This is a genomic window from Tardiphaga robiniae, assembly GCF_013359755.1.
Classification (GTDB): Bacteria; Pseudomonadota; Alphaproteobacteria; order Rhizobiales; family Xanthobacteraceae; genus Tardiphaga; species Tardiphaga robiniae.
On record NZ_JABMCJ010000063.1, the window covers coordinates 30,757 to 56,247 of the forward strand.

At 60.5% G+C, this 25,491-nt stretch carries 25 protein-coding genes; 5 read left to right on the top strand and 20 right to left on the bottom strand.

All coding sequences use genetic code 11. The features are described from left to right. Window positions 1-60: 60 nt before the first annotated feature. The 4 genes from HP556_RS01840 to HP556_RS01855 form a co-directional block, all read right to left on the bottom strand. Complete coding sequence (locus tag HP556_RS01840) at window positions 61-633, bottom strand: helix-turn-helix domain-containing protein (RefSeq protein ID WP_175365700.1); 573 nt, start codon at window positions 631-633, stop codon at window positions 61-63. 59 nt (window positions 634-692) lie between these two features. After that, complete coding sequence (locus HP556_RS01845; RefSeq protein ID WP_175365701.1) at window positions 693-1,028, bottom strand: hypothetical protein; 336 nt, start codon at window positions 1,026-1,028, stop codon at window positions 693-695. A 126-nt stretch (window positions 1,029-1,154) separates the two neighbouring features. Next, window positions 1,155-2,417 (bottom strand): YeeE/YedE family protein, encoded by a 1,263-nt coding sequence (locus tag HP556_RS01850; protein WP_338117518.1) that lies wholly within the window; start codon window positions 2,415-2,417, stop codon window positions 1,155-1,157. Beyond that, window positions 2,414-3,337, bottom strand: coding sequence for a sulfurtransferase (locus tag HP556_RS01855; protein WP_420878636.1), 924 nt, complete (start codon window positions 3,335-3,337; stop codon window positions 2,414-2,416). Before HP556_RS01855 ends, HP556_RS01850 begins: the two co-directional genes overlap by 4 nt. Before the next feature lie 423 nt (window positions 3,338-3,760). Between HP556_RS01855 and HP556_RS01860 the strand changes: the two genes are divergently transcribed. Continuing rightward, the gene (locus HP556_RS01860; protein ID WP_175365703.1) at window positions 3,761-5,128 is read left to right on the top strand and encodes an LLM class flavin-dependent oxidoreductase; all 1,368 of its coding nucleotides are present in this window, start codon (window positions 3,761-3,763) and stop codon (window positions 5,126-5,128) included. Window positions 5,129-5,202: 74 nt separating this feature from the next. Here the strand turns inward: HP556_RS01860 and HP556_RS01865 are convergent, their stop codons facing one another. The 7 genes from HP556_RS01865 to HP556_RS01895 all read right to left on the bottom strand — a co-directional run bounded on the left by HP556_RS01865 (window position 5,203) and on the right by HP556_RS01895 (window position 13,333). Further along, window positions 5,203-6,033 (bottom strand): MetQ/NlpA family ABC transporter substrate-binding protein, encoded by an 831-nt coding sequence (locus tag HP556_RS01865; protein ID WP_175365704.1) that lies wholly within the window; start codon window positions 6,031-6,033, stop codon window positions 5,203-5,205. A gap of 269 nt (window positions 6,034-6,302) precedes the next feature. Beyond that, window positions 6,303-7,283 (bottom strand): oligopeptide/dipeptide ABC transporter ATP-binding protein, encoded by a 981-nt coding sequence (locus HP556_RS01870; protein ID WP_175365705.1) that lies wholly within the window; start codon window positions 7,281-7,283, stop codon window positions 6,303-6,305. Continuing rightward, window positions 7,243-8,262, bottom strand: a complete 1,020-nt coding sequence (locus HP556_RS01875; protein ID WP_175365706.1) for an ABC transporter ATP-binding protein — start codon at window positions 8,260-8,262, stop codon at window positions 7,243-7,245. Before HP556_RS01875 ends, HP556_RS01870 begins: the two co-directional genes overlap by 41 nt. Further along, window positions 8,262-9,143, bottom strand: a complete 882-nt coding sequence (locus tag HP556_RS01880; protein WP_175365707.1) for an ABC transporter permease — start codon at window positions 9,141-9,143, stop codon at window positions 8,262-8,264. The genes HP556_RS01875 and HP556_RS01880 overlap by 1 nt, the downstream gene beginning before the upstream one ends. A gap of 2 nt (window positions 9,144-9,145) precedes the next feature. After that, a complete protein-coding gene (locus tag HP556_RS01885; RefSeq protein ID WP_246297328.1) occupies window positions 9,146-10,126 on the bottom strand; it encodes an ABC transporter permease in 981 nt (326 codons plus the stop codon). A gap of 10 nt (window positions 10,127-10,136) precedes the next feature. Next, window positions 10,137-11,771: an ABC transporter substrate-binding protein gene (locus HP556_RS01890; RefSeq protein ID WP_175365709.1), complete on the bottom strand. Its 1,635-nt coding sequence runs from the start codon at window positions 11,769-11,771 to the stop codon at window positions 10,137-10,139. A gap of 14 nt (window positions 11,772-11,785) precedes the next feature. Further along, window positions 11,786-13,333 (bottom strand): ABC transporter substrate-binding protein, encoded by a 1,548-nt coding sequence (locus HP556_RS01895; protein WP_210269029.1) that lies wholly within the window; start codon window positions 13,331-13,333, stop codon window positions 11,786-11,788. 255 nt (window positions 13,334-13,588) lie between these two features. Between HP556_RS01895 and HP556_RS01900 the strand changes: the two genes are divergently transcribed. From HP556_RS01900 to HP556_RS01910, 3 genes are all read left to right on the top strand, one after another. Then, complete coding sequence (locus tag HP556_RS01900) at window positions 13,589-13,867, top strand: hypothetical protein (RefSeq protein WP_175365711.1); 279 nt, start codon at window positions 13,589-13,591, stop codon at window positions 13,865-13,867. A gap of 45 nt (window positions 13,868-13,912) precedes the next feature. Further along, a complete protein-coding gene (locus HP556_RS01905) occupies window positions 13,913-14,152 on the top strand; it encodes a hypothetical protein (protein WP_175365712.1) in 240 nt (79 codons plus the stop codon). 301 nt (window positions 14,153-14,453) lie between these two features. After that, complete coding sequence (locus HP556_RS01910) at window positions 14,454-15,344, top strand: alpha/beta fold hydrolase (RefSeq protein WP_175365713.1); 891 nt, start codon at window positions 14,454-14,456, stop codon at window positions 15,342-15,344. A 26-nt stretch (window positions 15,345-15,370) separates the two neighbouring features. Here the strand turns inward: HP556_RS01910 and HP556_RS01915 are convergent, their stop codons facing one another. From HP556_RS01915 to HP556_RS01955, 9 genes are all read right to left on the bottom strand, one after another. Next, complete coding sequence (locus HP556_RS01915; RefSeq protein WP_246297330.1) at window positions 15,371-15,547, bottom strand: class II aldolase/adducin head domain-containing protein; 177 nt, start codon at window positions 15,545-15,547, stop codon at window positions 15,371-15,373. 786 nt (window positions 15,548-16,333) lie between these two features. Beyond that, window positions 16,334-17,101, bottom strand: a complete 768-nt coding sequence (locus HP556_RS01920; protein WP_175365714.1) for an enoyl-CoA hydratase — start codon at window positions 17,099-17,101, stop codon at window positions 16,334-16,336. Between the two features lie 10 nt (window positions 17,102-17,111). Next, window positions 17,112-18,119, bottom strand: a complete 1,008-nt coding sequence (locus HP556_RS01925) for an NAD(P)H-dependent flavin oxidoreductase (protein WP_175365765.1) — start codon at window positions 18,117-18,119, stop codon at window positions 17,112-17,114. Between the two features lie 37 nt (window positions 18,120-18,156). Further along, on the bottom strand, window positions 18,157-19,344 hold the full coding sequence (locus HP556_RS01930) for an acetyl-CoA C-acyltransferase (RefSeq protein WP_175365715.1): 1,188 nt from the start codon (window positions 19,342-19,344) through the stop codon (window positions 18,157-18,159). Between the two features lie 41 nt (window positions 19,345-19,385). Then, window positions 19,386-20,516 carry an acyl-CoA dehydrogenase family protein gene (locus HP556_RS01935; protein WP_116660943.1) on the bottom strand — a complete coding sequence of 377 codons (1,131 nt, stop codon included), beginning with the start codon at window positions 20,514-20,516 and terminating at the stop codon, window positions 19,386-19,388. A gap of 21 nt (window positions 20,517-20,537) precedes the next feature. After that, on the bottom strand, window positions 20,538-21,719 hold the full coding sequence (locus tag HP556_RS01940; protein ID WP_120288904.1) for an acyl-CoA dehydrogenase family protein: 1,182 nt from the start codon (window positions 21,717-21,719) through the stop codon (window positions 20,538-20,540). A gap of 6 nt (window positions 21,720-21,725) precedes the next feature. Continuing rightward, window positions 21,726-22,469, bottom strand: coding sequence for an SDR family NAD(P)-dependent oxidoreductase (locus tag HP556_RS01945; protein ID WP_175365716.1), 744 nt, complete (start codon window positions 22,467-22,469; stop codon window positions 21,726-21,728). A gap of 51 nt (window positions 22,470-22,520) precedes the next feature. Next, the gene (locus HP556_RS01950; RefSeq protein WP_246297331.1) at window positions 22,521-24,074 is read right to left on the bottom strand and encodes a class I adenylate-forming enzyme family protein; all 1,554 of its coding nucleotides are present in this window, start codon (window positions 24,072-24,074) and stop codon (window positions 22,521-22,523) included. A 57-nt stretch (window positions 24,075-24,131) separates the two neighbouring features. Then, window positions 24,132-24,770 carry a DsbA family protein gene (locus HP556_RS01955; RefSeq protein ID WP_175365717.1) on the bottom strand — a complete coding sequence of 213 codons (639 nt, stop codon included), beginning with the start codon at window positions 24,768-24,770 and terminating at the stop codon, window positions 24,132-24,134. Window positions 24,771-24,951: 181 nt separating this feature from the next. Between HP556_RS01955 and HP556_RS01960 the strand changes: the two genes are divergently transcribed. Further along, window positions 24,952-25,449, top strand: coding sequence for a winged helix-turn-helix transcriptional regulator (locus HP556_RS01960; protein ID WP_175365718.1), 498 nt, complete (start codon window positions 24,952-24,954; stop codon window positions 25,447-25,449). Window positions 25,450-25,491: the final 42 nt, after the last annotated feature.

The window sequence follows — 25,491 nt, forward strand, 5'->3', positions numbered from 1 at the left end:
CTGACAGAGATGGCGGGCTGGCTTTGTCAGCTCGCCATCTTCGTTTCTGCGGTCAGGTTGCTACGACGCAATGTCCGCATAGGTCATGACGAGATAGAGCACGGCCTCGCTCGCAACGAGGTTTCGGTAGACATGCGGTACGTCCGCCTCGAACAGGACGGCGTCGCCTTCGGCCAAGGTCTGCGGCTTCTCCGCTCCTACGGTAAGTTCAACCACGCCCTTAACGACCACCAGATTCTCACGAGTTCCAGGCGCATGCGCCTCTGCCGACTCGCGATGCAGAGCTGCGATCTTGAGCTCGTAAAATTCGACCTCGTGATTTCCCTCGAAGGGAAACAAAGCACGCGAACTGAACTGCCCCTGGCTCGATGTGAGCAGCTTCGCCTCCGAACGCCGCAACACCACCGATCCACGCGGCGCCTCGGAATGCAGCAGATTTGCGAACGGGACATTCAACGCATTCGCGACTTTCCACAACAGCCCGATCGTCGGCACGCTCTTGCCGGTCTCGATCTGGCCGAGCATCGCGCGGCTTACGCCTGACTGCTTCGCAAGCCGCTCCAGCGAATCTCCACGACGGGTTCGCAGGCGCCGCACATTGCGACCGACAATCGCCGGAAGATCCGTTGGCATGTCGGGCACAGCTAGATGGTGAAGCTGGTCGTCAGCAACAGGGCTCAATCTGCCGTCGCTCACAAAGCGTCCCGATTTGTCAAAGCGGCTGCGTCCATCGGGACTGGCATCCAGACCATCATCGGCCAGAACCAATAGACCGCTCCCTGATAGAAATTGACTTGCCCCGACGGAGCGCTCGACTCGCGAATTGCAGTCTTGCGCGCCCGATAGGCGCTGAAATCGATCACGTTTGCTGAACTATCTGCCACGCAATTTTCCATATCTTCAACAGCTTGAGCGATATGGTATTGATGTCGGGGCTCGAAACAAGCCGCCGGAGAATAAAACAACAGACGTGTCGGAGGACGCAGCTGCACAGCAAGGTATGCTAGGCGCGACGCGGCGTGGAGCATGCCTCGCTCGAGACGGCCGCATAGCCCGGTAACCTACAAAGCGCAGGCGATCGGTGTCTATGAGGTCAACAGCACGCCGCTGCCTGTGAAGGACTTCTTCTAGCAGCAACCAAAAGCTGCGGCGCATCAACCGCGCGGCAACAGGCCAAGCAGGCGACCGCTCCAGAGCGTGACCGTCGTGCCGGCGAACAGCGACGCACCAAACACCCAACCCGACAACGCACCGGCGGTGATGCCGGAGAACAGCGTGCCGACGGTGCAGCCGAGGCCGGTCATCGCGCCCCATCCCAGCAAAATGCCACCCGTAAGACCACGCAGGACGTGGTCGATCCGCGGACGTTGCGGCTTGAACTGCCCGGCCACCAGTGCCGCGGCCAGCGATGCGGCGACCAGCCCCAGCACGAACGCGCCATTCGACGACAGCAGCGGGTCGCGGATGACGGCGATGCAGCCGCGCAGACCATCGAGGCCTTGCAGCCGTGTCGGTGCAAGTTCCAATGCGCCTGCAAGCTGTCGCGCGCGGCTGCCGATCTCGGCCGTGACACCGAGTGGCGCGACGCGCAGATACGACATGGTCGCGAGCACGCCGATGATGGCGCCGCCAATCCATGCGGGCCAGCGATCAACGAAGATCGCGGTCGCCTGGTCGCGTGTGCGCGCATGCTCAGCCGGCTTCCGCGGAGCCGATCGCGTCACAGCATAGGCGATCAGGCCGAGCACCAAGCCAGCGACCAGCAGATGCCCGGCATAGCCGAGCGTCCGCGGCAGCCACACCACCGGCGCATCTGCAACGGCGGCAAGATAGATGGTGTTCCAGCTGACAAAGCCCAGCACGAAGCCGATAATTACGCCGATGAGTGCGAATGGCGCTGTGGCCGATCCCTCGCCAAGCCGATAGAGATGCGCGCTGACGCAGGAGCCGGAGATGGCCATGCCGGCGCCGAACGCCATGCCTGCAGCCACCAGCGCGAAGCTGACAGGCCCGATGAACGCATCCGGCGGCAGCCGCCCGGTGCCGGCATCCGGCAGCCATGCACCGAACACCAGCGTCGTCCCGATCAGGCCGATGCTCAGTGCCACGATGAGACCCAGCACGCCCTGCGGTGCGCGGTCATCGAACCATTCGCGAAACATGCAGAAGAAGCAGAACCTCGCGCGTTGCAGCACGATACCGAACGCCGCGCCAAACAGCAGCGAGATGGCGAGCGCCGGACTGCCCTGCCCGTGCAGCACATAGGCGGACACGCCGATTGCCAGCACGATAGCAAGAGCGACTGTGACAGAGACCTTGCGGTCAGCAAACGCAGCAAGCGCCGGGTCGATGCCCGGCGCCTGTTCGTCGCGATGTGAAGACCCTGTCAGGGCCTCCACGGATGTGCCGTCGGTCACTTCCCGCTCCAGACCGTACCCGCAACGTTGACGACGGGGACGCCAACCGAGTTGCCATATTCGGTCCACGAGCCGTCGTAGTTCTTGACGTCGTAGCCAAGGATCTTCGAGAGCAGAAACCAGGTGTGGCTCGAGCGCTCGCCGATCCGGCAATAGACGATGATCGGCTTGGATCCGTCGATACCGGCGGCGGCGTACAGCTTCTTCAGCTCTTCAGCCGCTTTAAAGGTGCCATCCTCGCTAACCGCACGGCCCCATGGCACGTTGAGCGCGCCGGGGACGTGGCCGGCCCGCACCGTCAGTTCCTGCGAACCGGGCGGCGCAAAGATCTTGCCGGAATACTCATCGGCAGAGCGGATATCGACAATTGTCGCATTCTTGCTGTCGGATGCCGCGCGAATGTCGGCGAGGCGTGCACGCAGCTTCTGGTTCGGCTCGGAGACCGTCAGCTTGCCCGGCTGTACCGATGCATTGCGCGTATCCAGCGGACGCTTGTCGGCCTCCCACTTCTTGCGGCCGCCATCGAGTAGCTTGACGTTCTTGACGCCATAGACATCAAACACCCAGGCACCCCAGGCTGCGAACCAGTTGTTGTTGTCACCGTAGAGAACGACGGTGGTGTCCTGATCGACACCAAGCTTGCGCGTCAGTTCCTGAAACTTCTCCTTCGAGGCGATGTCACGCTTCACCGTATCGACGAGGTCCGTGTGCCACACCACATTCTGGGCGCCAGGGATATGGCCGCGCTCATAGATGCCCGGCTCGACGCTGACTTCGACGACGCGAACCTTCGGATCGTTCAGATTCTTCTCGAGCCATTCACCGTTGACCAGCGGGCTGCTACCCTGCGCGAATGACGCTGTCGCCAGTGCGACGGCGCCAAGGCCTATAGCCAGCGTCGTTGCGATAATCGATTTCAGTTTCACAATCATTCTCCATTAATGGGCAGAGCACAGGGCTGAATATCAGTTGCCGAACGTCGCCCCCGGCCGACAAATTTCCCGAGTGCATCTCCTCACTGCACCAACAGCGCGTCAATTGACCGTCTGACGCAGCCAAAAATGGCCTTCTCGCAAATGTCGGAATCGCCGAATGGATCGAATGTGCGAGCTCGCTCACCCGGAATGTCCTTTCGGTCGTGGCAACCTGTCGCAGGTGATATGCGCTCGTTACGAGCATTCGCAGCGACAAGCCCACCGTCTGAGGAGCACTGCAGGATAGCGCCACCAGTGAGGTGGGAGCAGACCGCGACCCTCATTCCGATTGTATTTGACGGCTAGTCTTGCGATAGCGCCCCTCAAGCTCTACATCCGCGCGTCGCTTGCCTCCCAACCAGGACTCCCATGACCACCCGCCGACAGCTTCGCTTCAATGCCTTCAACATGACCGCGCCTAGCCATAACTGGGCCGGGCTCTGGTCTCATCCGCGCGATGCATCCATCGATTACAACAATCTGGATTACTGGATCGACTACGCGCGGATAGCCGAACGCGGGTTGTTCGACGGTATCTTTCTGGCTGACGTGTTCGGTGTCTATGACGTGTTCGGTGATAGCCCGGACACAGCCGTGTCGCACGGCGTGCAATTGCCGAATGCGGACCCCACGCTTCTGGTCTCGGCCATGGCGCTGGTCACCAAGCACCTCGGCTTCGGCATCACGTCCAATATGTCGCTGGAGCATCCCTACCAATTCGCGCGGCGATTTTCGACGCTAGACCACCTGACCCGCGGACGGATCGGCTGGAATATCGTCACCGGCTATCTCGACAGTGGCGCGCGCGGCATGGGCTTTGCGGCCGGCCGTGCCCATGACGACCGTTATGATGTCGCCGAGGACTTTCTGACAGCGGCCTACAAATTATGGGAGGGCAGCTGGGAGCACGACGCCGTGCGTCGCGATCGTGCCACCGGCAGGTTTACCGATCCAACGAAGGTTCACACCATCCGCCACGACGGTCCGCATTACCGCGTCGATGGCATTCACCTCTCCGAGCCCTCCCCGCAACGCACGCCATTGCTGTATCAGGCTGGCGCCTCGAAGCGCGGGCGCGCCTTCGCCGCCAGACATGCCGAGGCGATCTTTCTCAACGGCCAGACCAAGCCGATCGTCGCCAAGGCCGTGCGCGACATCCGGACGGCCACAAAAGACTTTGGCCGCGATCCCTACGACATCCGGTTGTTCGCCGGCCTGACCGTGATCGTTGCGCCGACACGTGCCGAGGCGAACGATCTTCATGCGGAATACAGCCGCTATGTCGACCAGCAAGGGCAGCTCGCGCTGCTCTCCGGCTGGACCGGCATCGATTTCTCGACCTACAGTCCGGATCAGGCGCTGCAGTATGTCGAGAGCAACGCGATCCAGTCGATGGTCGAGAACCTCACGCTGCGCAGCGAAACGCCGCTGCGCGTCGGCGATCTCGCCAGCCTGAGCGCAATCGGTGCGCGGGCCCCCTTCGCCATCGGCTCGCCGCAGGACGTCGCGGACGAGCTCGCCGATTGGGCCGAACAGACCGATATCGATGGCTTCAATCTCGTCCGTCTGGTCGCGCCGGAATCGCTCGAGGCATTCGTCGATCTCGTGGTGCCGGAACTGCAGTCGCGCGGACTGTACAAGACCGAATACGGCGCGGGGACGTTGCGCGAGAAGCTGTTTCCGGGCCGAGGCGCGCTGCTTCATGGCACGCACCCCGGCGCGCAGTTTCGCCGCTGAGGGCCAGCTGGCCTATCGCGCCTGAGCAAATTGTCGCGAAGCCGCCACCACGACGTGGCGGCTCCGGACCTGCATTACCACGACGGCAGATAAGCGCCCTTGAATCGCGTCAGGATGAACTGCTTCACCGGCTCTGAGTGATAGGCATCGACCAGCTTCGCCACCCACGGCTTGCCTTTGTCCTCTTCCCGCACGGCGATGATATTGACCCACGGGCTTTCCAGCGGCTCCTTCATCAGGCTATCGCGCACGGGATCGAGGCCGGCCTGGACGGCATAGTTGTTGTTGATCGCCGCCACATCGACATCTGCCAGCGACCGCGACAGCTGCGCGGCATCGAGCTCGACAAATTTGAGTTTTTTGGGATTCTCCGCGATATCGACGATCCCCGCGGTGACACTCGTGGGGTCACGCAGCTTGATCACGCCATTGGCTGCCAGAATCTGTAGCGAACGCGCGCCATTGGTCGGGTCGTTGGGAATCGCAACCGTCGCACCATTTGGGACATCGGCAACGCTCTTGTACTTCTTCGCGTAGAAGCCCATCGGAGAAACCGTGGTGTAGGCAACCTTCACGAGCTTCCAGCCGGTCTTGGAGATCTGGTTCTTCAGATAAGGCTCGTGCTGAAACGAATTGGCCTCAAGATCCTTGTTGGCCAGGGCCTGGTTCGGGAACACATAGTCCGTGAATTCGACGACCTTGATGTCAAGCCCGCGCTCCGCGGCCACTTTCTTGACTGCGTCGAGCACTTCCGCATGTGGGCCGGCCGTGACACCCACGCGAATGGTCGTTGGCTCTTGTGCATTTGCGACCGGTAGACCTGCTGCAATAGCGGCGAACAGGAATGCGGCCACCCCGCCGGTGCGAGCGAGCGTGGCCAGCCGCAACACGTGAGCCGATTTCATTGACGAGTCCCTTATGTGAGTGTGCGAGATGACGATGACGGCGGCCGGCAACTTTCGCTGCGCCGCCACGCCAATGATTATGAATTTCTCCCGAGCTGACGGAATTCTTTTGTTAGCCCGGTTTGGAAGAGACTTTGCTGCGATCAAGGGGAAACGCAGCACAAACACAGTGGCAGCGCCAGGATCGCATCGACGATCGCGACGGAGTTATCGATGCACGCACAGATTTCGTTCGCACCAACAGCACCGACGGTGGCGCGCCCGCGCATTCAAGCGAAATGGCACGCCGCTACGTGGCTGTCTGCCACGGTGCGAAGGATTGGGCTTTCCACAGCACAGAACTCTTCTGCGCGCGGACACCTGGTATGGAAGTGGCATCCTTCAGGCGGATTATAGGCACTCGGCAGATCGCCCTGCACCATATGCCGCCGCCGACCGAGATCGCCGGTATCAATGCGCGGGATCGAGTCAAACAGCGCTCGCGTGTAGGGATGCGCGGGGCTTGACCACAATTTCTCCCGGGTCGATGTCTCCACGATACGTCCGAGATACATGACCGCGACGCGATCGCTGACATATTCGACCACGGACAGGTCGTGGCTAATGAAGAGATACGCCACGCCGAGTTTGGACTGCAGATCGACCAGCAGGTTCAGGATCTGGGCCTGCACGGACACGTCGAGCGCAGAGACCGGTTCATCCAGGATGATTAGTCGTGGATCAAGCGCCAGCGCGCGGGCAATGCCGATCCGTTGCCGCTGTCCACCCGAGAACTGATGCGGGTAACGGTCGGCGGAATCCGCGGAAAGTCCCACTTTTGAAAGCAGATCGGCGATCCGGTCACGGCGCTGTCGCCGATCGCCGATGCCATGAATCCTCAGCGGTTCACCGATCAGCATTCCGACGGTACAGCGCGGATCGAGCGAGGCCAGCGGATCCTGGAATACGACCTGGATATCGCGTCTATAGGGCCGCATGCCGCTCCTTGTCAGGCGCGTCAGATCGACACCGCCCAGACGAACGCTGCCGCTTTGCGGCTCGACCAGCCGCGCAATCGCCCGGCCGAGCGTGGATTTCCCACAGCCGGATTCCCCAACGAGACCAAGCGTTTCACCGGGCTTGATCGACAACGAGACGCCGTCAACCGCGTGCACTGTTCCGCGCGAAGAATCAAAGCGCACGACGAGATCGTTCACCGTGAGCAGTGGCTCAATATGCGTCGCAACGAGCGGCTGCGTGTTCTGATGCACGGGCTTCCTCAATTCTCAGACAGGCTACGGCGCCATCTGCGCCAACGGGTATCAGCGGCGGCCGCGCGATCCGGCAGGCGTCGACCACAAACGAGCATCGCGCGGCAAAGCCGCATCCATGCGGCATCTCGGCCAGCGAAGGCACCATGCCCGGGATTTCGCTCAGTCGGGTACGAAGGCCGTTGACGTGATGGCGCCCCGGCCGCGCTGCGATCAATCCGCGCGTATAGGGATGCAGCGGCGACTTCAGAAGATCACGGGTGGTGCGCTCCTCGACCTTGCGGCCCGCATACATCACCAGCACGCGATCGGAATATTCCGAGACTACACCGAGATCGTGCGTGATCAACAGAATGGCGGTTCCGGACTCGCGCTTGATCTGATCCAGCAACTCCAGGATCTGCGATTGAATGGTGACGTCGAGCGCCGTGGTCGGCTCGTCGGCAACCAGCAGCGCCGGATTGCAGGCGAGAGCGATGGCGATCATGACCCGCTGTCGCATGCCGCCGGAGAGATGGTGCGGATAGTCGTTCACGCGGCGACGTGGATCGGCAATCCGCACCCGATCAAGCAATGAGACTGCGCGATCGCGGGCCTTCTGGTGTGAAATGTCCTCATGTGCCGTGATGGCCTCGATGATCTGCTCGCCGATGGTCAGCACCGGATTGAGCGCCGTCATCGGTTCCTGGAAGATCATCGCGATCCGGTTGCCACGCAGCCGGCGCAGCGCCTCGCCTTCAAGGCCAAGAATGTCGCGCCCCTGTAGCTTCACAGAGCGACCCTCGATGCGGCCGGGCGCCGCCACGAGGCCGAGCAAGGCAAGAGCGGTGAGCGACTTTCCGCAGCCGGATTCGCCTACGATGGCCAGCGTCTCTCCCGCAGAGATATCGAAGCTGAGACCGTCCACGGCGGTCAGCGCGCCGCCCTTGCGGTCGAACCTGACACTCAGCCCATCGACCGACAGCACTGGCTCGCCCATCACCGGCGCTCCTGTTTCGGGTCGACGGCGTCATTGAGGCCATCCCCCAGCAGATTGAGCGCGAGCACCGCAACGACGATCGCCACGCCCGGCAGCGTTGCGATGTACCAGTCCGAACGCAAGACTTCGCGGCCGGCGCCGACCATGCCACCCCAGCTCACAACGTTCGGATCGCCGAGACCGAGAAACGCCAGACTAGATTCGGTCAGGATGGCCGTCGCGACCATGACTGATGCCGAGACGATGATAGGCGCCAGCGTGTTGGGCAGCAGATGGCGGAAGATAATGCGCATATCGGACGCACCGAGCGCGATCTCCGCCTGCACCATGTCGCCGTGGCGCAGTTTGAGAAATTCGGCGCGCACCAGCCGTGCCAGGCTCGGCCACGCTGTGACGCCGATCGCTCCGACGATGGTCGCGATGGAGGGCTGCAGGATGGCGACGATGGTCAGGGCGAACAGAAACGGCGGAATCGTCTGGAAGAACTCCGTCAGCCGCATCAGCGACGCATCGATCTTGCCGCCGTAATATCCTGCGAAGGCGCCGACACCGACCCCAATCACCAGCGACATGGCGGTCGCCACCGCGCCGATCAGAAGCGAGATGCGCGCACCGTGAAATATCCCCGACGCCAGATCGCGCCCCAGCATATCGGTGCCGAGCGGGAAGCTGGGATCCTCGCCGGGACGCTGGAATGGCTGACCGACAAAATCCAGGGGATCGCCAGGGAAAATCTGATTGGCGAGCAGTGCCATGGCCACGACGAACCCGAGCAGCAATACGCCTACAACCGCCGACGGCTGTCTTGCGGTCCGGAAGAACGCGTTATCCTGCGCGATGCGCGCCGGCGGGATATGCGCAACGATATCGACGAGGGCCATGGTCAGCTGAGCTCGATGCGCGGGTCGAGCACGGTATACAGGAAGTCGATCGCCGCATTCGCCAATACCACCACGACCGAACTGCACAGCAGTATGCCGAGAAGCAGATTGAGGTCGCGCTGAAACAGCGCTTCAAAAGCGAGCCGCCCCAGCCCGGGCCACGAAAACACGGTTTCAACCAGCACAGCGCCGCCAAGCACGGCGCCGACCTGCACGCCGAGCATGGTGAGAACAGGCAGCAACGCATTTCGCACAACATGACGATAGGCGATCCGTCCCGGACGAAGGCCCTTGGCGACGGCAGTCCTGACAAAATCTTGCTGCTGCACATCGATCATGGCCGCGCGCATCAACCGCGTATAGACGGCCAGAAAGAACAGCCCCAGCGTGGTTGCAGGAATTACCAGATGTGCCGCGACATCTTTCAGATAGGCCAGGCCGGTATAGCCACGCTCGATGCTGGTCATGCCGCCGACCGGTAGCCAGTCGAGCCACACCGAGAAGACCACGATCAGCATGATCCCGGTCCAGAACACGGGCGTTGCATAGAACAACAGCGCGATGCTGGAGATCACGGTATCGGTCGCCCTGCCTGCACGGCGCGCGGCGGCTACCCCCATCGCCGAGCCGACCAGCAATGCGAACGTGATCGACGTTCCCATCAGCAACAGCGTTGCCGGGAGCCGCTGGGCGATCAGTTCCAGCACGGGCAAACCCTGACGGAACGAGAAGCCGAGGTTGAGTGACAGCAGGTTGCGCAGATAGAGCGCGAACTGCACCGGCAGCGGTTGATCGAGCCCGAACTGCTTGCGCAGTGCGGCCAGATATTCCGGCGTCGCCGAGCCCGCCTCGCCTGCGAGCACCTGCGCCGCATCGCCCGGCGCTAGTCGCAGCAGGAAGAAATTGGTGATGGCAATGCCCAGCACCACGATCACGAGTTGCAGGGCTCGCCGCCCGAAAAATCTGACCGATACAGGGATCATGCGCGGGCGCTCAATTCTGCGCCGGCGCCTGATCGAACCAGGCATTCTTCAGCGAGCCATAGGACTGGTCCGCCTGCAACACGACGTCCTTCAGAGCCGAAGAGTGCAGCGTGAAGAAGCGTAGTTCGAGCAGTGGCAAAGTCGGCAGATCGCGTTGAACGATCTGCTGGAAGCGATTGAAATCTTCAGTACGCTTTTTCGGATTGCCTTCGACCGCAGCGGCCTGGATCAGACCATCGACCTCGGCATTGCGGTAGCCCGACCCGTTCGTCCACGGCGTCTTGCTGCCGAGCCAGCCCGACCAGTATTCGCGAACCACACCAATCTGCGGATCAGGGAAAGCGCCGTTGTAGGAGCTCGAAATGTCGAAGTCGCGGTCGGCATAGACGCGTTTGATGAAAGCTGCGGTGTCCTGGGCGCGGATGTTGATCTCGATACCCACACGTTTCAGCGCCTGTTTCAGATATTCGCCGGTTCGCTTGTAGTCGTCACCGTAAGGCAGGAAATCATGATGGAGCGTGAACCGCACCCCATCAGGCCCGCGCCTGAAGCCGGCTTCGTCGAGCAAGGCTTCGGCCTTTTTCAGGTCGAACGGATATTTGGGCACGCTGGCATCGTGAAACGCCGTCAGCGCCGTCGGAACCGGGCTGACAGCAGGCTTGCCGTAGCCATACCAGACGACCTTGCCCAGCGCTTCCTTGTCTAGAGCAAACGCGATGGCCTGACGGACGCGGACGTCCTTGAGATACTGGTTCTCGACGTTGAAATCGAGATACAGCACGGGCGACAGCCAGTCATAGCCGCGTGTATCGACCTTTAGCGACGGCAGCTTGGCAAGGCGCTCGACCTCACGGAACGACACCGGATTGAATGTCGCATATTGCACCTCACCCTTCTCGATCGCCGCCGCGCGTGCCGCCGCGTCGGGAATGATCCTGAAGATGACTTTGTCGAGATAGGGTTTCGCGGGCTCCCAGTAATCCGGATTGCGTTCCAGCAGAATGTATTCGCCCTTCTTCCACTCCTTGAAGACGAATGCCCCCGTGCCGACCGGCTTGTTGTTGTACGCATTGTTCAGGATGTCGGTACCTTCATAAAGATGCTTCGGCAGAATCGGCGCACCGACGGCGTTGAGCACGCTCAGAATTGGCAGCGACGGCTTCGACAAATGAAGGATGATCGTATTATCGTCAGGCGTATCGACCGTAGCGACGTTCTCGAATATCGCCTTGTTGCGCGGATGGATGGTCTTCCAGACATTCTCCAGGCTCCATTTCACGTCCGCGGACGAGAACGGTTTGCCATCATGCCACTTGACGCCCTTGCGCAGGTTGAAACTGATGGTGAGGCCATCCTCCGCAACTTTCCACTCCGTCGCGAGCGATGGCTGCGGCTTCAGCGCCGGGTCGTAATAGACCAGACCATCGAAGATATTTCCCGCAACGATCTGCGTCGGCGTTGCCGTATTGAATGCGGGCGTCAGGGTGACCGGCTCAGGCTGCACGATGGCTGTCAACGTTCCACCGCGCTTCGGACCGTCGGCTGCGCATGCCGGCGTCGCCGGCAGGACCGCCACAGCCGCCAGCAGGACCGACAGTCGTGCGACCAATGATGTTTGGAAAGAGATTGCCCGAAAGAGTTTCATGATGATTGCCCAGCTCAATTCTGCTTCGGAACGTCAAACCAGAAATCGCGGAAGCTGCCATAAACCTGATCGCCGCGAATGGCCGAGGTCTTCAGATTCGCCGCCTGGACAGTGAAGAACTTCAATTCCACGAGCGGCAGCGTCGGCAAGTCGGTCAGAACGATCTTCTGAAAGTCTTTGAACAGGGCGATGCGTTTCTCTGCACTGGCTTCGCCCTGCACCTTCGAGATGATGTCGTCGACTTCGGCATTTTTGTAGCCGGAGCCGTTGGTCCACGGGATGTTCTTCCCCACAGATGCCGACCAGTAAGCGCGGGTCACGCCGATCTGCGGATCGGAAAACGCTGCAAACCATGCGATCGAAAGATCGAAGTCACGGTCGCCATAGACCCGCTTGGTAAATGCCGCGGTATCCTGCGTCCTGATCGTGACGTCGACGCCGACACGCTTCAACGCCTGCTTGATGTATTCCGCGGTCCGCTTGAAGTCGTCACCATAAGGGATGTAGTCGATGAAAAGCGAGAAGCGCGTGCCGTCCGCGTTGCGCTTGAAACCGGCCTCATCCAACAGCGCATCCGCCGATTTGACGTCGAACGCATCCTTGTCGGCGCTCGCATCGTGGAACGCCGCCAGCGTTGAGGGAACGGGGCTGGTCGCGGGCTTGGCAAAGCCGTACCAGACCACGTTGGAAATCGCCTTGCGATCGGTCGCGCGTGCCAGCGCGTGTCGAACGCGTGCATCCTTCAGCGGTCCACGTTCGACATTGAAATCGAGAAACAGGAACGGCGACAACCATTCATACCCGCTGGTTTCAATCTTGAGGCCGGGCAGCTTGCCGAGCCGTTCGGCGTCCTTGAGCGGCACCGGACTGAGCGAACCATACTGGATTTCGCCCTTCTCGAAGCCGGCCGACCGGGCCGCTGCATCCGGAACGACCTTGTAGATCACCTTGTCGAGATACGGCTTTCCCTTGGCCCAGTAATTCGGATTTCGTTCCAGCACGATGTACTCACCGCGCTTCCATTCCTTGAACACGAACGGCCCCGTACCGACCGGCTTGTTGTTGTTCGGATTGTTGAGGATATCGGTGCCGTCATACAGGTGCTTGGGCAACACCTGCGCGCCGTTGCTGTTCAGCGAACTGAGGATCGCGGGGGAAGGTTCGCTCAGCCTCAGGACGACGGTGTTGTCGTCGGGGGTATCGACCTGCTTCACCTTGGCGAAGGTCGCCTGATTGCGCGGATGGATCGTCTTCCAGACATTTTCCAAGGTCCACTTCACATCCGCCGATGTGAACGGCTTGCCATCATGCCAGAGCACGCCCTTGCGCAGGCGAAGGGTGAGCGACAATCCATCCGCCGCAGTCTCCCAGCTCTCCGCCAGCGCCGGCTGAGGGTTTAGGCTGGCGTCGTAGTCCACAAGTCCATCAAAAATATTGCCGCTGACCGTTCCGGTCGGCGCGGCGGTGTTGATGGCGGCCGTGAGGATGACCGGCTCGGGTTGAATGATCGCCGTTAGCGTTCCGCCGGGCTGCGGCGTTTGAGCAAAGCTCACTGCTGGCATCGCCGCACCAACTGCGAAAAACAGACCGACTACTGCGCGACATGATCTATCGGCGATCAAGCGAGGGAGAGCCATCCAACGATCATTCTGTGGCGTAGCGGCAACCATTCTTCCCCCTGCTTGATATCGATCGATCTGTATTGCCTGACGAACGGCGTTTTCTTTGGCATCGCGATATATCGACGCCACCGCGATCAATCGTCAATTTCGAATTGCACACGATACCAAGGACAATCGCGCCGCCAACACGGCCGATTGCAGAAGCTTTCTACTTCGCAAGCAGGCCCGCCTTTTGGCAGGTCAACAGGCGCCGCATCCACGGCCGCCGACGATGTACCAGCCGTCGCCGAAATCTTCGGCTTCGCACCTTGGGAATACCATAGCCCCGCGTTTGAGATTGCTCAGCGCAGGCTTTCCTTCATCGAACTTGTATCGAGGAGAATGATTGAACTCTCGATCGTCGATCTTTGGACTTCAAAAATCTTATTCTCTGACCGAGAGTCGATGCTGGTCGTTACGCAAATGAGCGACTGAAGGCGCGGAGAAAAACGACGGCCTGAAAGTATTGGGAGCAGCTGCTTGAGCATCGACGATGACAACATTCTAACCCAGCGGCGGCGCGGCCCGACTTCGGCCATCACGTTCAGTATGCGACAGATAGGCTATCGCGAATGGACGGCTGTGGAGAAACACAAGCTAAAGGGATTGGCCGAGCGAGGCTTGTCCGCTCAGAAGATCGCCAGATCGCTCAAACGATCCGTTTGCATTACCCAAGCAATGGCATCGAAATTGGGTATTCGCTTCGCGGATGAATTGTAACTGCGATCAAGTTAGGCATATGCGTTCCAGGATTCATCCATATGATTACCATTTCTCCGACAGCCTCAAGGAGACCATGTGCACCAATGTTGGCCACGATGAAATTGCGCCCGCGATGTGATTGGACGTCAGTCCGGCAACGCAGGTTGCGCAAACAACCATCCCGGGCGTGCAATTCGCGGAAGGCGCGCAGGGCGATCTCGCACCGTGTTGCCAAAGACCCAGTTACATGAATCGGCATTGCCACTGAAGCGCAGCGCTTTTACTTACTTTCCGAAGCGAAACGACAGAGAACAGAACAATGGCTGTCTATCTGGATCATACCGGCCGCCCCCTTCAGCAGAAGCTGACGAAATCAGACGGTATTCGTTTTCATTATATCCGCGGTGGCAAGGGACCTGCCGTCGTTTTGATCGCCGGCTTTCCGCAAAGCGTCTACGCATGGCGGCGCGTCATTCCTCTGCTCACCGATGCCTATGACGTGATCGCGCTCGACCTTCCGGGCCAGGGCGATAGCGACAAGCCGCTGGATGGCTACGACACAGCGACAGCGGCGAAACGAATCAACAGCTTCCTCAAGACCATAGGTGTTGGACGCCATTATTTCGTCGGGCACGATATCGGATCCTGGATCGGATATCCTTATGCGCACGAATTTGCGAGCGAACTGGACGGCGTCGTGTATCTCGACGCCAACATTCCCGGCGTCACGTTGAAGCCTTCCATCGATGTCGCTGATCCGGACTACTGGAAGAGCTGGCACTTCCTCTTCAACATGGTCGACGACCTGCCCGAGGCGCTCTTGCGGGACCGCGAGCGTATTCTCATCGAATGGTTCTTCAACAAGAAAACCGCGAACGCGATCGCGACCTTCTCGAAGGATGACATCGACGAATATGTTCGCGTCTATAGCTCGTTGGGTGGCCTGCGCGGAATGCTGGGCTATTATCGCGCCGTCATCCGCGACATGGATTACAATCGCGGCTTGTTTCAAAAGAAAATAGCTGTGCCTGTGCTGGCGCTGGGAGGCGATGCCGGTAGTGCGCCAGGAATTTTCGAAGCTATGCGACCCTTGGCTGAAAATATTCGAGGCGGCGTCATCCGGGATAGTGGTCACTATATCCCCGAGGAACAGCCCGCAGCTCTTGTCGCCGAGCTGAGGGCATTTTTCGAAATTACATCCGCTTCGTGAAGGCGAAGCTCCAGCCAAGCTGCGCGTCAGTCGAGCAGGTCCGGCTCCGCCGCGGCGATCCAATCCCACAGTGGCTGGAAACTGAAATATCCGCCCTTATAGGTGCCGACCTGTGTTGATGTCAGCTTGGCGACGTCATGCGGAATCGGCTTCGTGGTCCCAGCCGCTTCTGCCAGTAGCTGGGTTCGCGCGGCATTGTGCATCGCGATATACCACCACGCTACTGCGGATGGTCGATCTGTGATTGAGCGAACAGATCGCGGCTGGGTGTCGGTCCGATGTCTTGCGTGACTGGTGGCAACTGCCCGGTGGTCGGGAAGGTTCTCGCGGTTTCGAAGAGGGCGACACGCCTGGCAATCTCAAGCCAACGCGATGCTTGGCCTCGCGCTCCAGCGACGTTCGCAACGACGGCCAAATCGCTGTCTTCAAGATCTCAACACGTCGAGCGCTTTCAAGTTGGCTCGGCGCTGACGGGCACCGGCCTTATCGATTCCGCAACTCGGCCTGGTATGTCAGGCGCTTGTATCGTTGCTCGGCACTCTGGATACCTTAGCTTCGCTGGCCCGGCATCACCGGACGCGATCATTGGAACTGTCGAGAAATTTAGCGGCATCTATGCCGGACGCGCCGGCGACGACGCGCTTGGCTTCCAGCTGGGTAGATTTTGGGAAAAGTGAGGTCCTGGATGACATCCTGTCGGAAGCGACCAAAGGTCAACTTCCCACCCCGGGCTGAGTGTCGGAAAAACTGCGGAAAACACCGCAAAACCAATATAACGCTTTGATTTTGCTCAGGTAGATGTCGCCTTCACACGGGAGAGGTCCAAGGTTCGATCCCTTGTGCACCAACCATTATTCCAGCATATTCAAGTATTTAGCGGCCTTACTCCCTCGAAGTGTGCCCCGGAAAAGCTGGGGCACAGCAGGGGCACACTCGTTTCGGCGCGTGATCATCGTCATGGATTGGCCGGCGCAGCTCTAGCCGCCAAGTTAGACTTTCGTGAAATCGGGCTTTCGCTTCTCTGTAAAGGCAGAGAAGGCCTCGCGAGCTTCCGCGCTCTGAAGCCGCTCTTTGAAAAGAGCGCTTTCTTCAGCGATCCTTTCGACCATTTCCTGCTGCTCTCGCATCAAAAGCTTTGTATGGCGAAGTGCGCCCGTCGGACGCTGCGTCAAAGTCAGGGCGGCGGTCGCCGCCCTCGCACGAACGTCGCCGATAGGGACAACGGCATTGGCAAGTCCGCATTGAAGTGCGGTTGCTGCATCCATCGGCTCTCCCAACGCGAACATGGCATACGCCCTCACGTGCCCGATCCGCGAAGGGAGTAACCAACTCGAGGCGGCTTCGGGCACAAGCGCCAGATTGACGAAAGGCGTGATCAGGCGCGCATTCTCCGCCAAGTAGACCAGATCGCAATGCAGGAGCATCGTGGTTCCGACACCAACGGCGTTTCCCTGGACGGCCGCGACGAGCGGCTTGGTCGCCTTTGCTAAATTGCCGATAAAGCGAAACGCGGGACTGTCAGTGGTTTCGTTTGCCGTGGACTGGGCGGCAAAGTCCGCCAAGTCGTTGCCGGAGGTGAAGCTGTCGCCGTCGCCCTGAAACAGAACGACCTTGACGGCGGGATCCCTTTCGGATCGTTCGAGGCCTTCCGACATCACGTCGTACATCGCGCCAGTCAGCGCGTTCTTCTTTTCGGGACGCGAGATCGTGAGCGTCATCACGCCATCGACGACATCCGTCTTCAAATGATCCGTCATGCCATCGTCCTCAGCTTGCGGCGCGCAGGGGTTCGCGGGCAGAGGCGTCGAGAAAACCGGTCAAGCGCTGGCGGATGATGCTTTCGGCGTCCGCCATGATGCGATCGATCAGTTCCTTGACGGTCGGGATGTCGTTGATGAGGCCCGCAACCATGCCGCAGCTCCAGGCACCGGCGTCCATGTCACCGTCGACCATGACTTTCGGATATACGCCTGCCACTTCGTTAATGATGTCGCCGATGACCAATGAGTCGCCCTTAGCGCGTTCGGTTGCGATCAACCGCTCGACGCCGGCGTTGTTGAGAACGCGCTCGGTGTTCCTCAACGAGCGCATCACTAGACGCGTATCGAGTTCCGACGCCTTCACAATCGCGTCCTTGACGTTCTGATGGACGGGCGCCTCTTTGGTTGCCACGAACCGGGTGCCCATGTTCATGCCCGCAGCGCCCATCGCGAGCGCCGCAACCAGGCTACGCGCGTCGGCCATCCCTCCCGATGCAACGAACGGGATCTTCAGCTCTTCGGCAGCGCGCGGCAGCAGAATCATGTTTGGCATGTCGTCTTCGCCGGGATGGCCGCCGCATTCGAAGCCGTCGACGCTGACGGCATCGCAACCGATCTTCTCCGCCTTCAACGAATGGCGAACGGAAGTGCACTTGTGGATGACCTTGATCCCCGCCTCTTTCAGGGCTGGCATATATTGCTCAGGGCTTCGACCTGCGGTCTCCACCGCCTTGATGCCGCCTTCCTTAATGGCGGCGATGTATTCTGGATAGGGCGGCGCGTCGAACGTCGGCAGAAACGTGAGGTTCACGCCGAACGGTTTGTCGGTCATGTCGTGACAGCGCGCGATTTCCTTCGCGAGGTTCTCGGGCGTTCTCTGCGTCAATCCGGTGATGATGCCCAGGCCACCGGCATTCGAGACGGCCGCGGCGAGTTCGGCAAAGCCTACATAGTGCATGCCGCCCTGAATGATGGGATGTTCGATCCCGAACAGGTCTGTGATCGCGGTTCTCATGATCGTCTCCGAATCTCGCTGTTTAGGTTTCTTATTATCAGTGAACGATTTCGAGCAAACCCGCTGCGCCCATCCCGCCACCGACGCACATCGTGACCACCGCGTACTTCGCCTTGCGACGACGCCCCTCGATCAATGCATGACCCGTCAGTCGCGCGCCGGTCATGCCATAGGGGTGACCGACCGCGATGGAGCCGCCGTTGACGTTGAGCTTCTCGGGATCAATGCCGAGCTTGTCGCGGCAGTAGATGACCTGGACCGCGAATGCCTCGTTCAATTCCCAAAGGTCGATGTCGTCGATCGTGAGACCATGACGTTTGAGGAGACGCGGAACGGCGAAGATCGGCCCTATGCCCATCTCGTCGGGCTCGCAACCCGCCGAGACGAATCCACGGAAGATTCCGAGCGGCTTTAGGCCCTTTTTGGCGGCGAGCTTGTCGCTCATGACCACGGTGGCGCTGGCACCGTCCGATAGCTGGCTCGCGTTGCCGCCGGTGATCGTGTAACCGGGGCCCTTCGCGGGCTTGACCTTGGCCAACCCCTCGGCGGTGGTGTCGGGACGCGGGCCCTCGTCCGCCAAGAGCGTGATCTCGTTGTAGGAGATGGCGCCGGTCTCCTTGTTAGTCACGGCCATCGTCGTCTTGATCGGCGCCAGTTCGTCATTGAAGCGGCCGGCCTGCTGCGCGGCCGCGGTGCGGCGCTGACTTTCGAGACTGTATTCGTCCTGCGCGTCCCGAGAGATGTCGTAGCGTTTTGCGACGTTTTCGGCCGTATCCAGCATGGCGATGTAAGCGTCGCCTTTGATCGCCAGAAGCTCCGGATCGACCGCGTGCCACTGGTTCATGTGCTCGTTCTGGACCAAGCTGATGGATTCACCGCCTCCGCCGACCGCGACCTCCACGCCATCGAAGATCACCGACCGAGCGGCAAGCGCGATCGCCTGAAGCCCCGACGCGCACTGTCTGTCGATGGTGGTGCCGGCGACCGTGACGGGAAGACCGGCGCGAAGCAGAGCCTTACGCGCGATGTTCGACCCCGTCGTACCCTGCTGCATGGCGCATCCCATCACGACGTCCTCGACTTCTCCGCCAACGATGTTCGCACGTGCGAGCGCAGCCGAAATGGCGTGTCCCATCATGGTCGCACCTTCGGTATTGTTGAGCGCGCCCTTATAGGCCTTTCCGATCGGGGTGCGGGCGGTCGATACGATTACGGCTTCGGTCATTTATTATTTCCTTGGCTGGATGGGACGGGCGTGACCGCGCGTCATGCGGCGCGGGCGAATCGCATCAGATGGAAAGCGGGGTCGCCGAACTGGATGTCGATGGCGCCGATACGCTTGAAATAGTGACCGACCTTGAGCTCGTCGCTCATGCCCATGCCACCGTGCAGTTGGATCGCCTGTTCGCCGATGAAGCGCGCAGCATATCCGACCTTTGTCTTCGCGCCGGAGGCTAGCTTCGTGACATGGGCGTCGTTGGACGCCAGCGTCAGGGTTAGATGCTGCATCAACGAGACGGCTTCCTGCAGCGCGATAAACATGTCGACCATTCTGTGCTGCAGCACCTGAAACGATCCGAGGGTCACGCCGAATTGCTTGCGGGTCTTGCTGTAGTCTAGCGTCGCCGCATTCAGCTCGGTCATTGCGCCTATAGCCTCGGCACACAGTCCGCCGATGCCGCGGTCGCGACAGCTCTCGAGCGCGACGACTCCCTGGCCTTCGCGTCCGAGCAGGTTGACCGCCGGGATGCGAACATCCTTCAGCGTGACCTCGGCGGCGCGCCTGCCGTCGACCGTCCGGTAGCTTTGCATGTGTAGACCGGCCGCCCGGCTGTCGACGATGAACAGGGACACGCCGTCACGATCGCCATCTCGGCCGGACGTTCTCGCGGAGACGATCAGCCGGTCGGCCCACGGAGCACCGATCACGGCGGCTTTCGTTCCCGACAGGACGTAGTCATCACCACTTCGGTCCGCAGACACCGATACCTTGTTGAGGTTGTACCGAGATCCCGGTTCGGCCCAGGCCAACGCCCACGTCGCCTCGCCCGCTGCGATCTCGGCGAGCAATTCCCCGCGTTGGTCGTCGGTCCCCAATGCCTCGATTAGCCCTCCCGCCAGCACGACCGTCTCGAAATATGGCTCGACGACGAGGCTGCGGCCGAACTCCTGCATGACGATCATGGTCGTCAGCGGGCCGTTCCCGAGGCCGCCATATTCCTCCGCGAACGGTGCCGCCAGAAGACCGAGGTCGGCGAACTTTGCCCACACTGCGCGACTCCAACCATCTTCGCCCGCGACGATCTTCGCTCGGTCATCGAAGCCGTATTCATCCTTCAGGAACCGTTGCACGCTGTTGCGGAGCAATTCCTGGTCTTCGGTCAGTTCGATGTCCATGGACGCCTCTCCTGGTGCGGGTCAAAGACCGAGCACGGCTTTCGCGATGATGTTGCGTTGAATCTCGTTGGATCCGCCGTAGATGCTGAGCTTGCGCGAGTTGAGGTATTTTTCCGCCGACGTATGCCCATAGTCAGGCCCGGGCATGAAACGGTTCCCGCTGACGGGATGCTCTCGAAGAGCAACGCCGTAATTGCCCATCGCGCGGTGCGTGAGGTCGGTAATGCGCTGGAAGATCTCGGTGCCTCTGATCTTGAAGAGCGATGCGGCCGGGCCGGGATCGATACCGCGCGACATCTGCGCGACAACCCTCAATTCCGTCGCTTCGAGGGCCAGCACATCCAATTCGACACGGGCGATCTCACGGATGAACTCCGCGAAACTCGGATCGTCCTCGGGAATTTCCGCCCTGACGATGTCCTTGAGCCGCCGCAGGTACCGCGTCGAACGACCGATACCCGCCATGCTGGTGCGTTCGTTGCCGAGGAGGAATTTTGCGTAGGTCCAGCCCTTGTTCTCCTCGCCGATCAGATTCTCGATCGGCACCCGCACGTCCTCAAGGAAGACATCGTTGACCTCATGTGAGCCGTCGATCGTGATGATCGGCCGAACCGTCACACCCGGCGTTTTCATGTCGATCAGCAGGAACGAGATTCCTGCCTGGGGCTTCCCGGACGGATCGGTGCGGACGAGGCAGAAGATCCAGTCCGCGTGCTGCGCGAGAGTGGTCCATGTCTTGTGCCCGTTGACGACATAATGATCGCCATCACGAACCGCCTTGGTCCTGACCGAGGCTAGATCCGACCCCGAACCCGGCTCCGAGTAGCCTTGGCACCACCAGTCCTCGCCCGACAATATGCGTGGCAGGAACCTCGCCTTCTGCGCCTCCTTCCCGAACGTGTAGATGACCGGGCCGACCATCGTCACGCTGAAGGCGAGCGGAGGAAGCGTCCCCGCACGCGAGGTCTCCTGGTCCCAGATGAAGCGCTGGGTGAGAGACCAACCGGGTCCGCCATACTCCTTCGGCCAGAGCGGCGCGATCCAACCCTTCTTATGTAGGATCTTGTGCCAGAGAAGCGATTGCTCCTTGGTCAGGTCGGTCTCCGGGTTGGCGACGCGCATTTCCTTGGGGTAATGCTCCGCGATAAAGGAGCGAACCTCATCGCGGAAGGCTGCATCTTCGGCAGAGAGATTCAGCTCCATGGCAAGCTACCACTTCTCGCCAAATGGCCGGATCTCGTGCTCGAACGTCCATGCGTCACGCGGCTGCTGGTAAAGTGCCCAGTAAGCCTCGGCGACAGCCGCCGGCCGCATCAAACGGTTCGGATCGAGGTTTTCCATCGCCTTCGGCCCTTCGCGGCTGGTGATCAGCTGCCGCACCCATTCCGTATCCACGCTGGAGTCGATGATCAGGTGCGCGACATGAATGTTCTTTGGCCCGAGTTCCCGGGCCATTGATTGCGCGACGGCTCGGAGACCGAACTTAGCGCTCGCGAAGGCTGCGAAACCGTTGCCGCCGCGCAGGCTTGCCGTCGCTCCGGTGAAGAAGATGTTCCCCTTGCCGCGTGCCAGCATTGCCCGCGCTGCCTCGCGTCCAGCGAGGAATCCCGAATAGCACGCCATCTCCCAGACTTTGCGAAACACGCGCTCCGTGGTCTCGACGATCGGAAAATTGACGTTGGCGCCGATATTGAAAACGCACACCTCCAAAGGGGCATGAGCGTCGGCATCGGAGATGAATTTCACCATCTCGTCTTCCTTGCGCGCATCGAGAGCGCGTCCGAACACGGTCCCACCGGCAGCCTCAATCTCCTTGATCAGCGGCTCCAGCTTCTCACCCTGGCGCCGGCCTACGAACATCGTGAAGCCTTCGGCTGCGAATTTTTTGGCGATTTCACCGCCGATGAAATCGCCGGCGCCGATGACGGCGACCGTTGCATTGCGTTTTTCCAACTGAGTTCTCCCGGAAGCGAGTTTGGCGCGACGACAGCCGCCGCGATCTGATTAGCTGCGCAGCGACTCCGCCAGCTTGTGTTTGAGGATCTTGCCAGTGGACGTGGCCGGCAGCGCCGGCAGCACGATGATCTCGGACGGGCGCTTGTAGGATGTCAGTTGAGGGCTGACATGCGCGATCAGGTCGTCGGCGGTCGTCTCGGTACCCTGAAGAAGCTGCACGAAGGCCACGACCTCCTCGTTGCCCTCGACGGGTCGGCCGACGACCGCGCATTGCACCACGGAGGGATGCGTGCTTAGCACCGCTTCGATTTCCGCCGGGTAGACATTGAAGCCGGACCGGATGATCATTTCTTTCGTGCGGCCTACGATATAGAGGCAGTCGCCTTCGAAGCGCGCCAAGTCGCCCGTGTTGAACCATCCGTCCGGATCGATCGCCTTTGCCGTGAGATCAGGCGCGCGGTAGTAGCCGCGCATCACGTTGCGACCACGGACATGAAGCTCACCGACCTCACCCGCGGGCTTCGCCGCGCCATCCATTCCCAAGATCTTCGCTTCGATGCCAGGCAACAGTGGCCCCACAGCCTGGTCGTCGCGCGGGGCATCGATGCGCACCCCCGACAGTCCGGGCGAGCACTCGGTGATCCCGTAACCGTTAAGCAACGGAAGCCCAAGCTCCTGCTGCACTCGGGACTTGAGATCGAGATCAAGCGGCGCCCCAGCCACAGCAATGAGGCGCAGCGAACCTGGATCGAGCCTCTCCAGACTGTTGACAGCTTTGTGCTCCAATAGCCGCTGATAGGTGGCAGGAACGCCGTTGAGGATGGTAATGCCCTCTTCCGCGATCGCCTTCGCCAGTGCGGCCGGATCATACTTGGCGACCAGCCTGACAGTGGCGCCGGTCATCAACGTCATGACCAGCAACGATATCCCCACGATGTGCGAGATCGGCAGCACGATGTACTGCTTGTCCGCGGGTGTCATGCGACGAATTTCGGCCGTCGTCATCGCGCTGACGAGGAGATTCTCATGCGTCAGCATCACGCCCTTCGGCGTGCCGGTCGTACCGGACGTGTAGATCAGGACGGCGACTTGGTCCTTCGCGCGTTCCTCGACCGGTTCGGGAGACGTCTCCCTATTAAGTGCCGTGATCGCGATTTCGGAAAGAGGGCCAATTGTCTGGACCTGAGCCTCGTACCGCGTGGCATGGGTGACCGCTTCCTTCGAAACGCCGACGGTAAGCAGCACGCGCCTGGCGCCGCTGTGATCCCTGATCTGATCCAATTCGCGTGCGGACAGCCGCGGATTCACGACGATGGCCCAGACGTCGAGACGGCTTGCCGCCAGAAGAAGGCCAGCGAGAGCAATGCTGTTTTCGCTGACGATCATTAGTCGATCGCCCGGCCTCATGCCGATTTCCGTCAGATCCCGCGCGATGTCGGCGACCGCGTCGCGCAGGTGGCCGTAGGTCCAGGATCCCCCATCTTCGACTAGCGCGACCCGGGTCGGCGTTTCCGCCGCATGTCGATCGATGACGCTATGGATGCGGCGAGGTAGCGAGGCAAGTATGCGGGTCGCGTCGTCCAGCTCTACCATCTTCAACATTTTTGTCCTCCCTGGCAACAGCCGCTTTGGCGCGGCTTCTATCGATTATTGAATTACCTAGGCTATTCTCGACCTGAGCGCGGACCTCTGCTCGACGATCGCTTCTTCGACGTCCCTGAGACTGTCCTTACCGAAGAAGATCTCGCTTCCGACAAAGAAGGTTGGCGACCCGAACGACCCGCGAGCAACCGCGTCATTCGTGTCCTTGATGAGTTTCTGCTTGACGTCGTCCTGCTGCGCCCGCGCGATCAACCTGTCGATGTCGATGCCGGAGGACCTGAAGGCCGCGGCGAAGACTTCGGGGTCGTCCATCTTCTTCGGCTCTTCCCACATGTGATGGTAGGCCGCGGTGAAATACGGCTCGAACACGCCTTCGAACCGGGCCGCGACCGCGCCGCGCATCAACATCAACGTGTTGACCGGGAAAAAAGGGTTGCTCTTGAATTTCACAATGCCGTGCCGCCGGATGAACCGCTCCGCCTCAAGCTTCTGGTATTCAGGCTTGTTCTTGATACCGCGCAAGGATTCCGCGGGCGACATGTTGCCGGTGGCCTTGTAAATGCCGCCTAACAGGACGGGAACGTACTCGAATTTAATGCCGGTACGACGCTCGATGTCAGGCAGGGCCGCTTCGGCAAGATACGCGTTCGGACTACCGAAATCGAAATGGAATTCTGGCTTCAGCCGGTCGGTCACACGCGCCTCCTCTACGATCTTCGTGGGCGAGATCGAGCGTCCGCCCTTACATCAACGATAGAGTTCTGTTTTAGAACTGTCAATCGACAAAATCATGCAGGACCCGCAAAAGCGATATCTCTATTGTTTTGAGGTACGTACCAAAATAGAATGCAGCGAACACGCCGTCCGGAGAGACTGAATGAAATGGGATGCACTTGAGGAGGAGCCGTGCTCGCTGGCACGTACTGTCGCAGTCATCGGCGACCGCTGGAGTCTGATGATTTTGCGCGAGTGCTTCCTGCGCAAGCGTAGGTTCGACGCCTTCCAGGCGTCGCTCGGAATCACGCGACATCTGCTGGCCGACCGACTCAAGAAGCTCGTTCGCTTCGGCGTTCTACGGCGCATTCCTTATATGGAAGCGCCTAAGCGGTACGAATACATTCTGACGCAGAAGGGTCTCGACCTCTACCCGATCATCATGTCGATCGTCCATTGGGGCAACATCCATATGGTCGACTCGCGTGGCAGGCCGATGCTTCATGAGCACAAAACATGCGGCAAGCATTTCGACCCGCTTATGATTTGCTCGGAGTGCGGTGAGCCGGTGCTCGCCAAGGAAGTCCAGGTCCATCCAGGTCCCGGAGCTCGCGAGGCCGTTGCATCCAAAGGAAGAAAGACTAAAGCAAGCCCCGCTTGATTCCTTGGCCCATCCGCCCGCTGTTGGGACGGACCAAGGAAA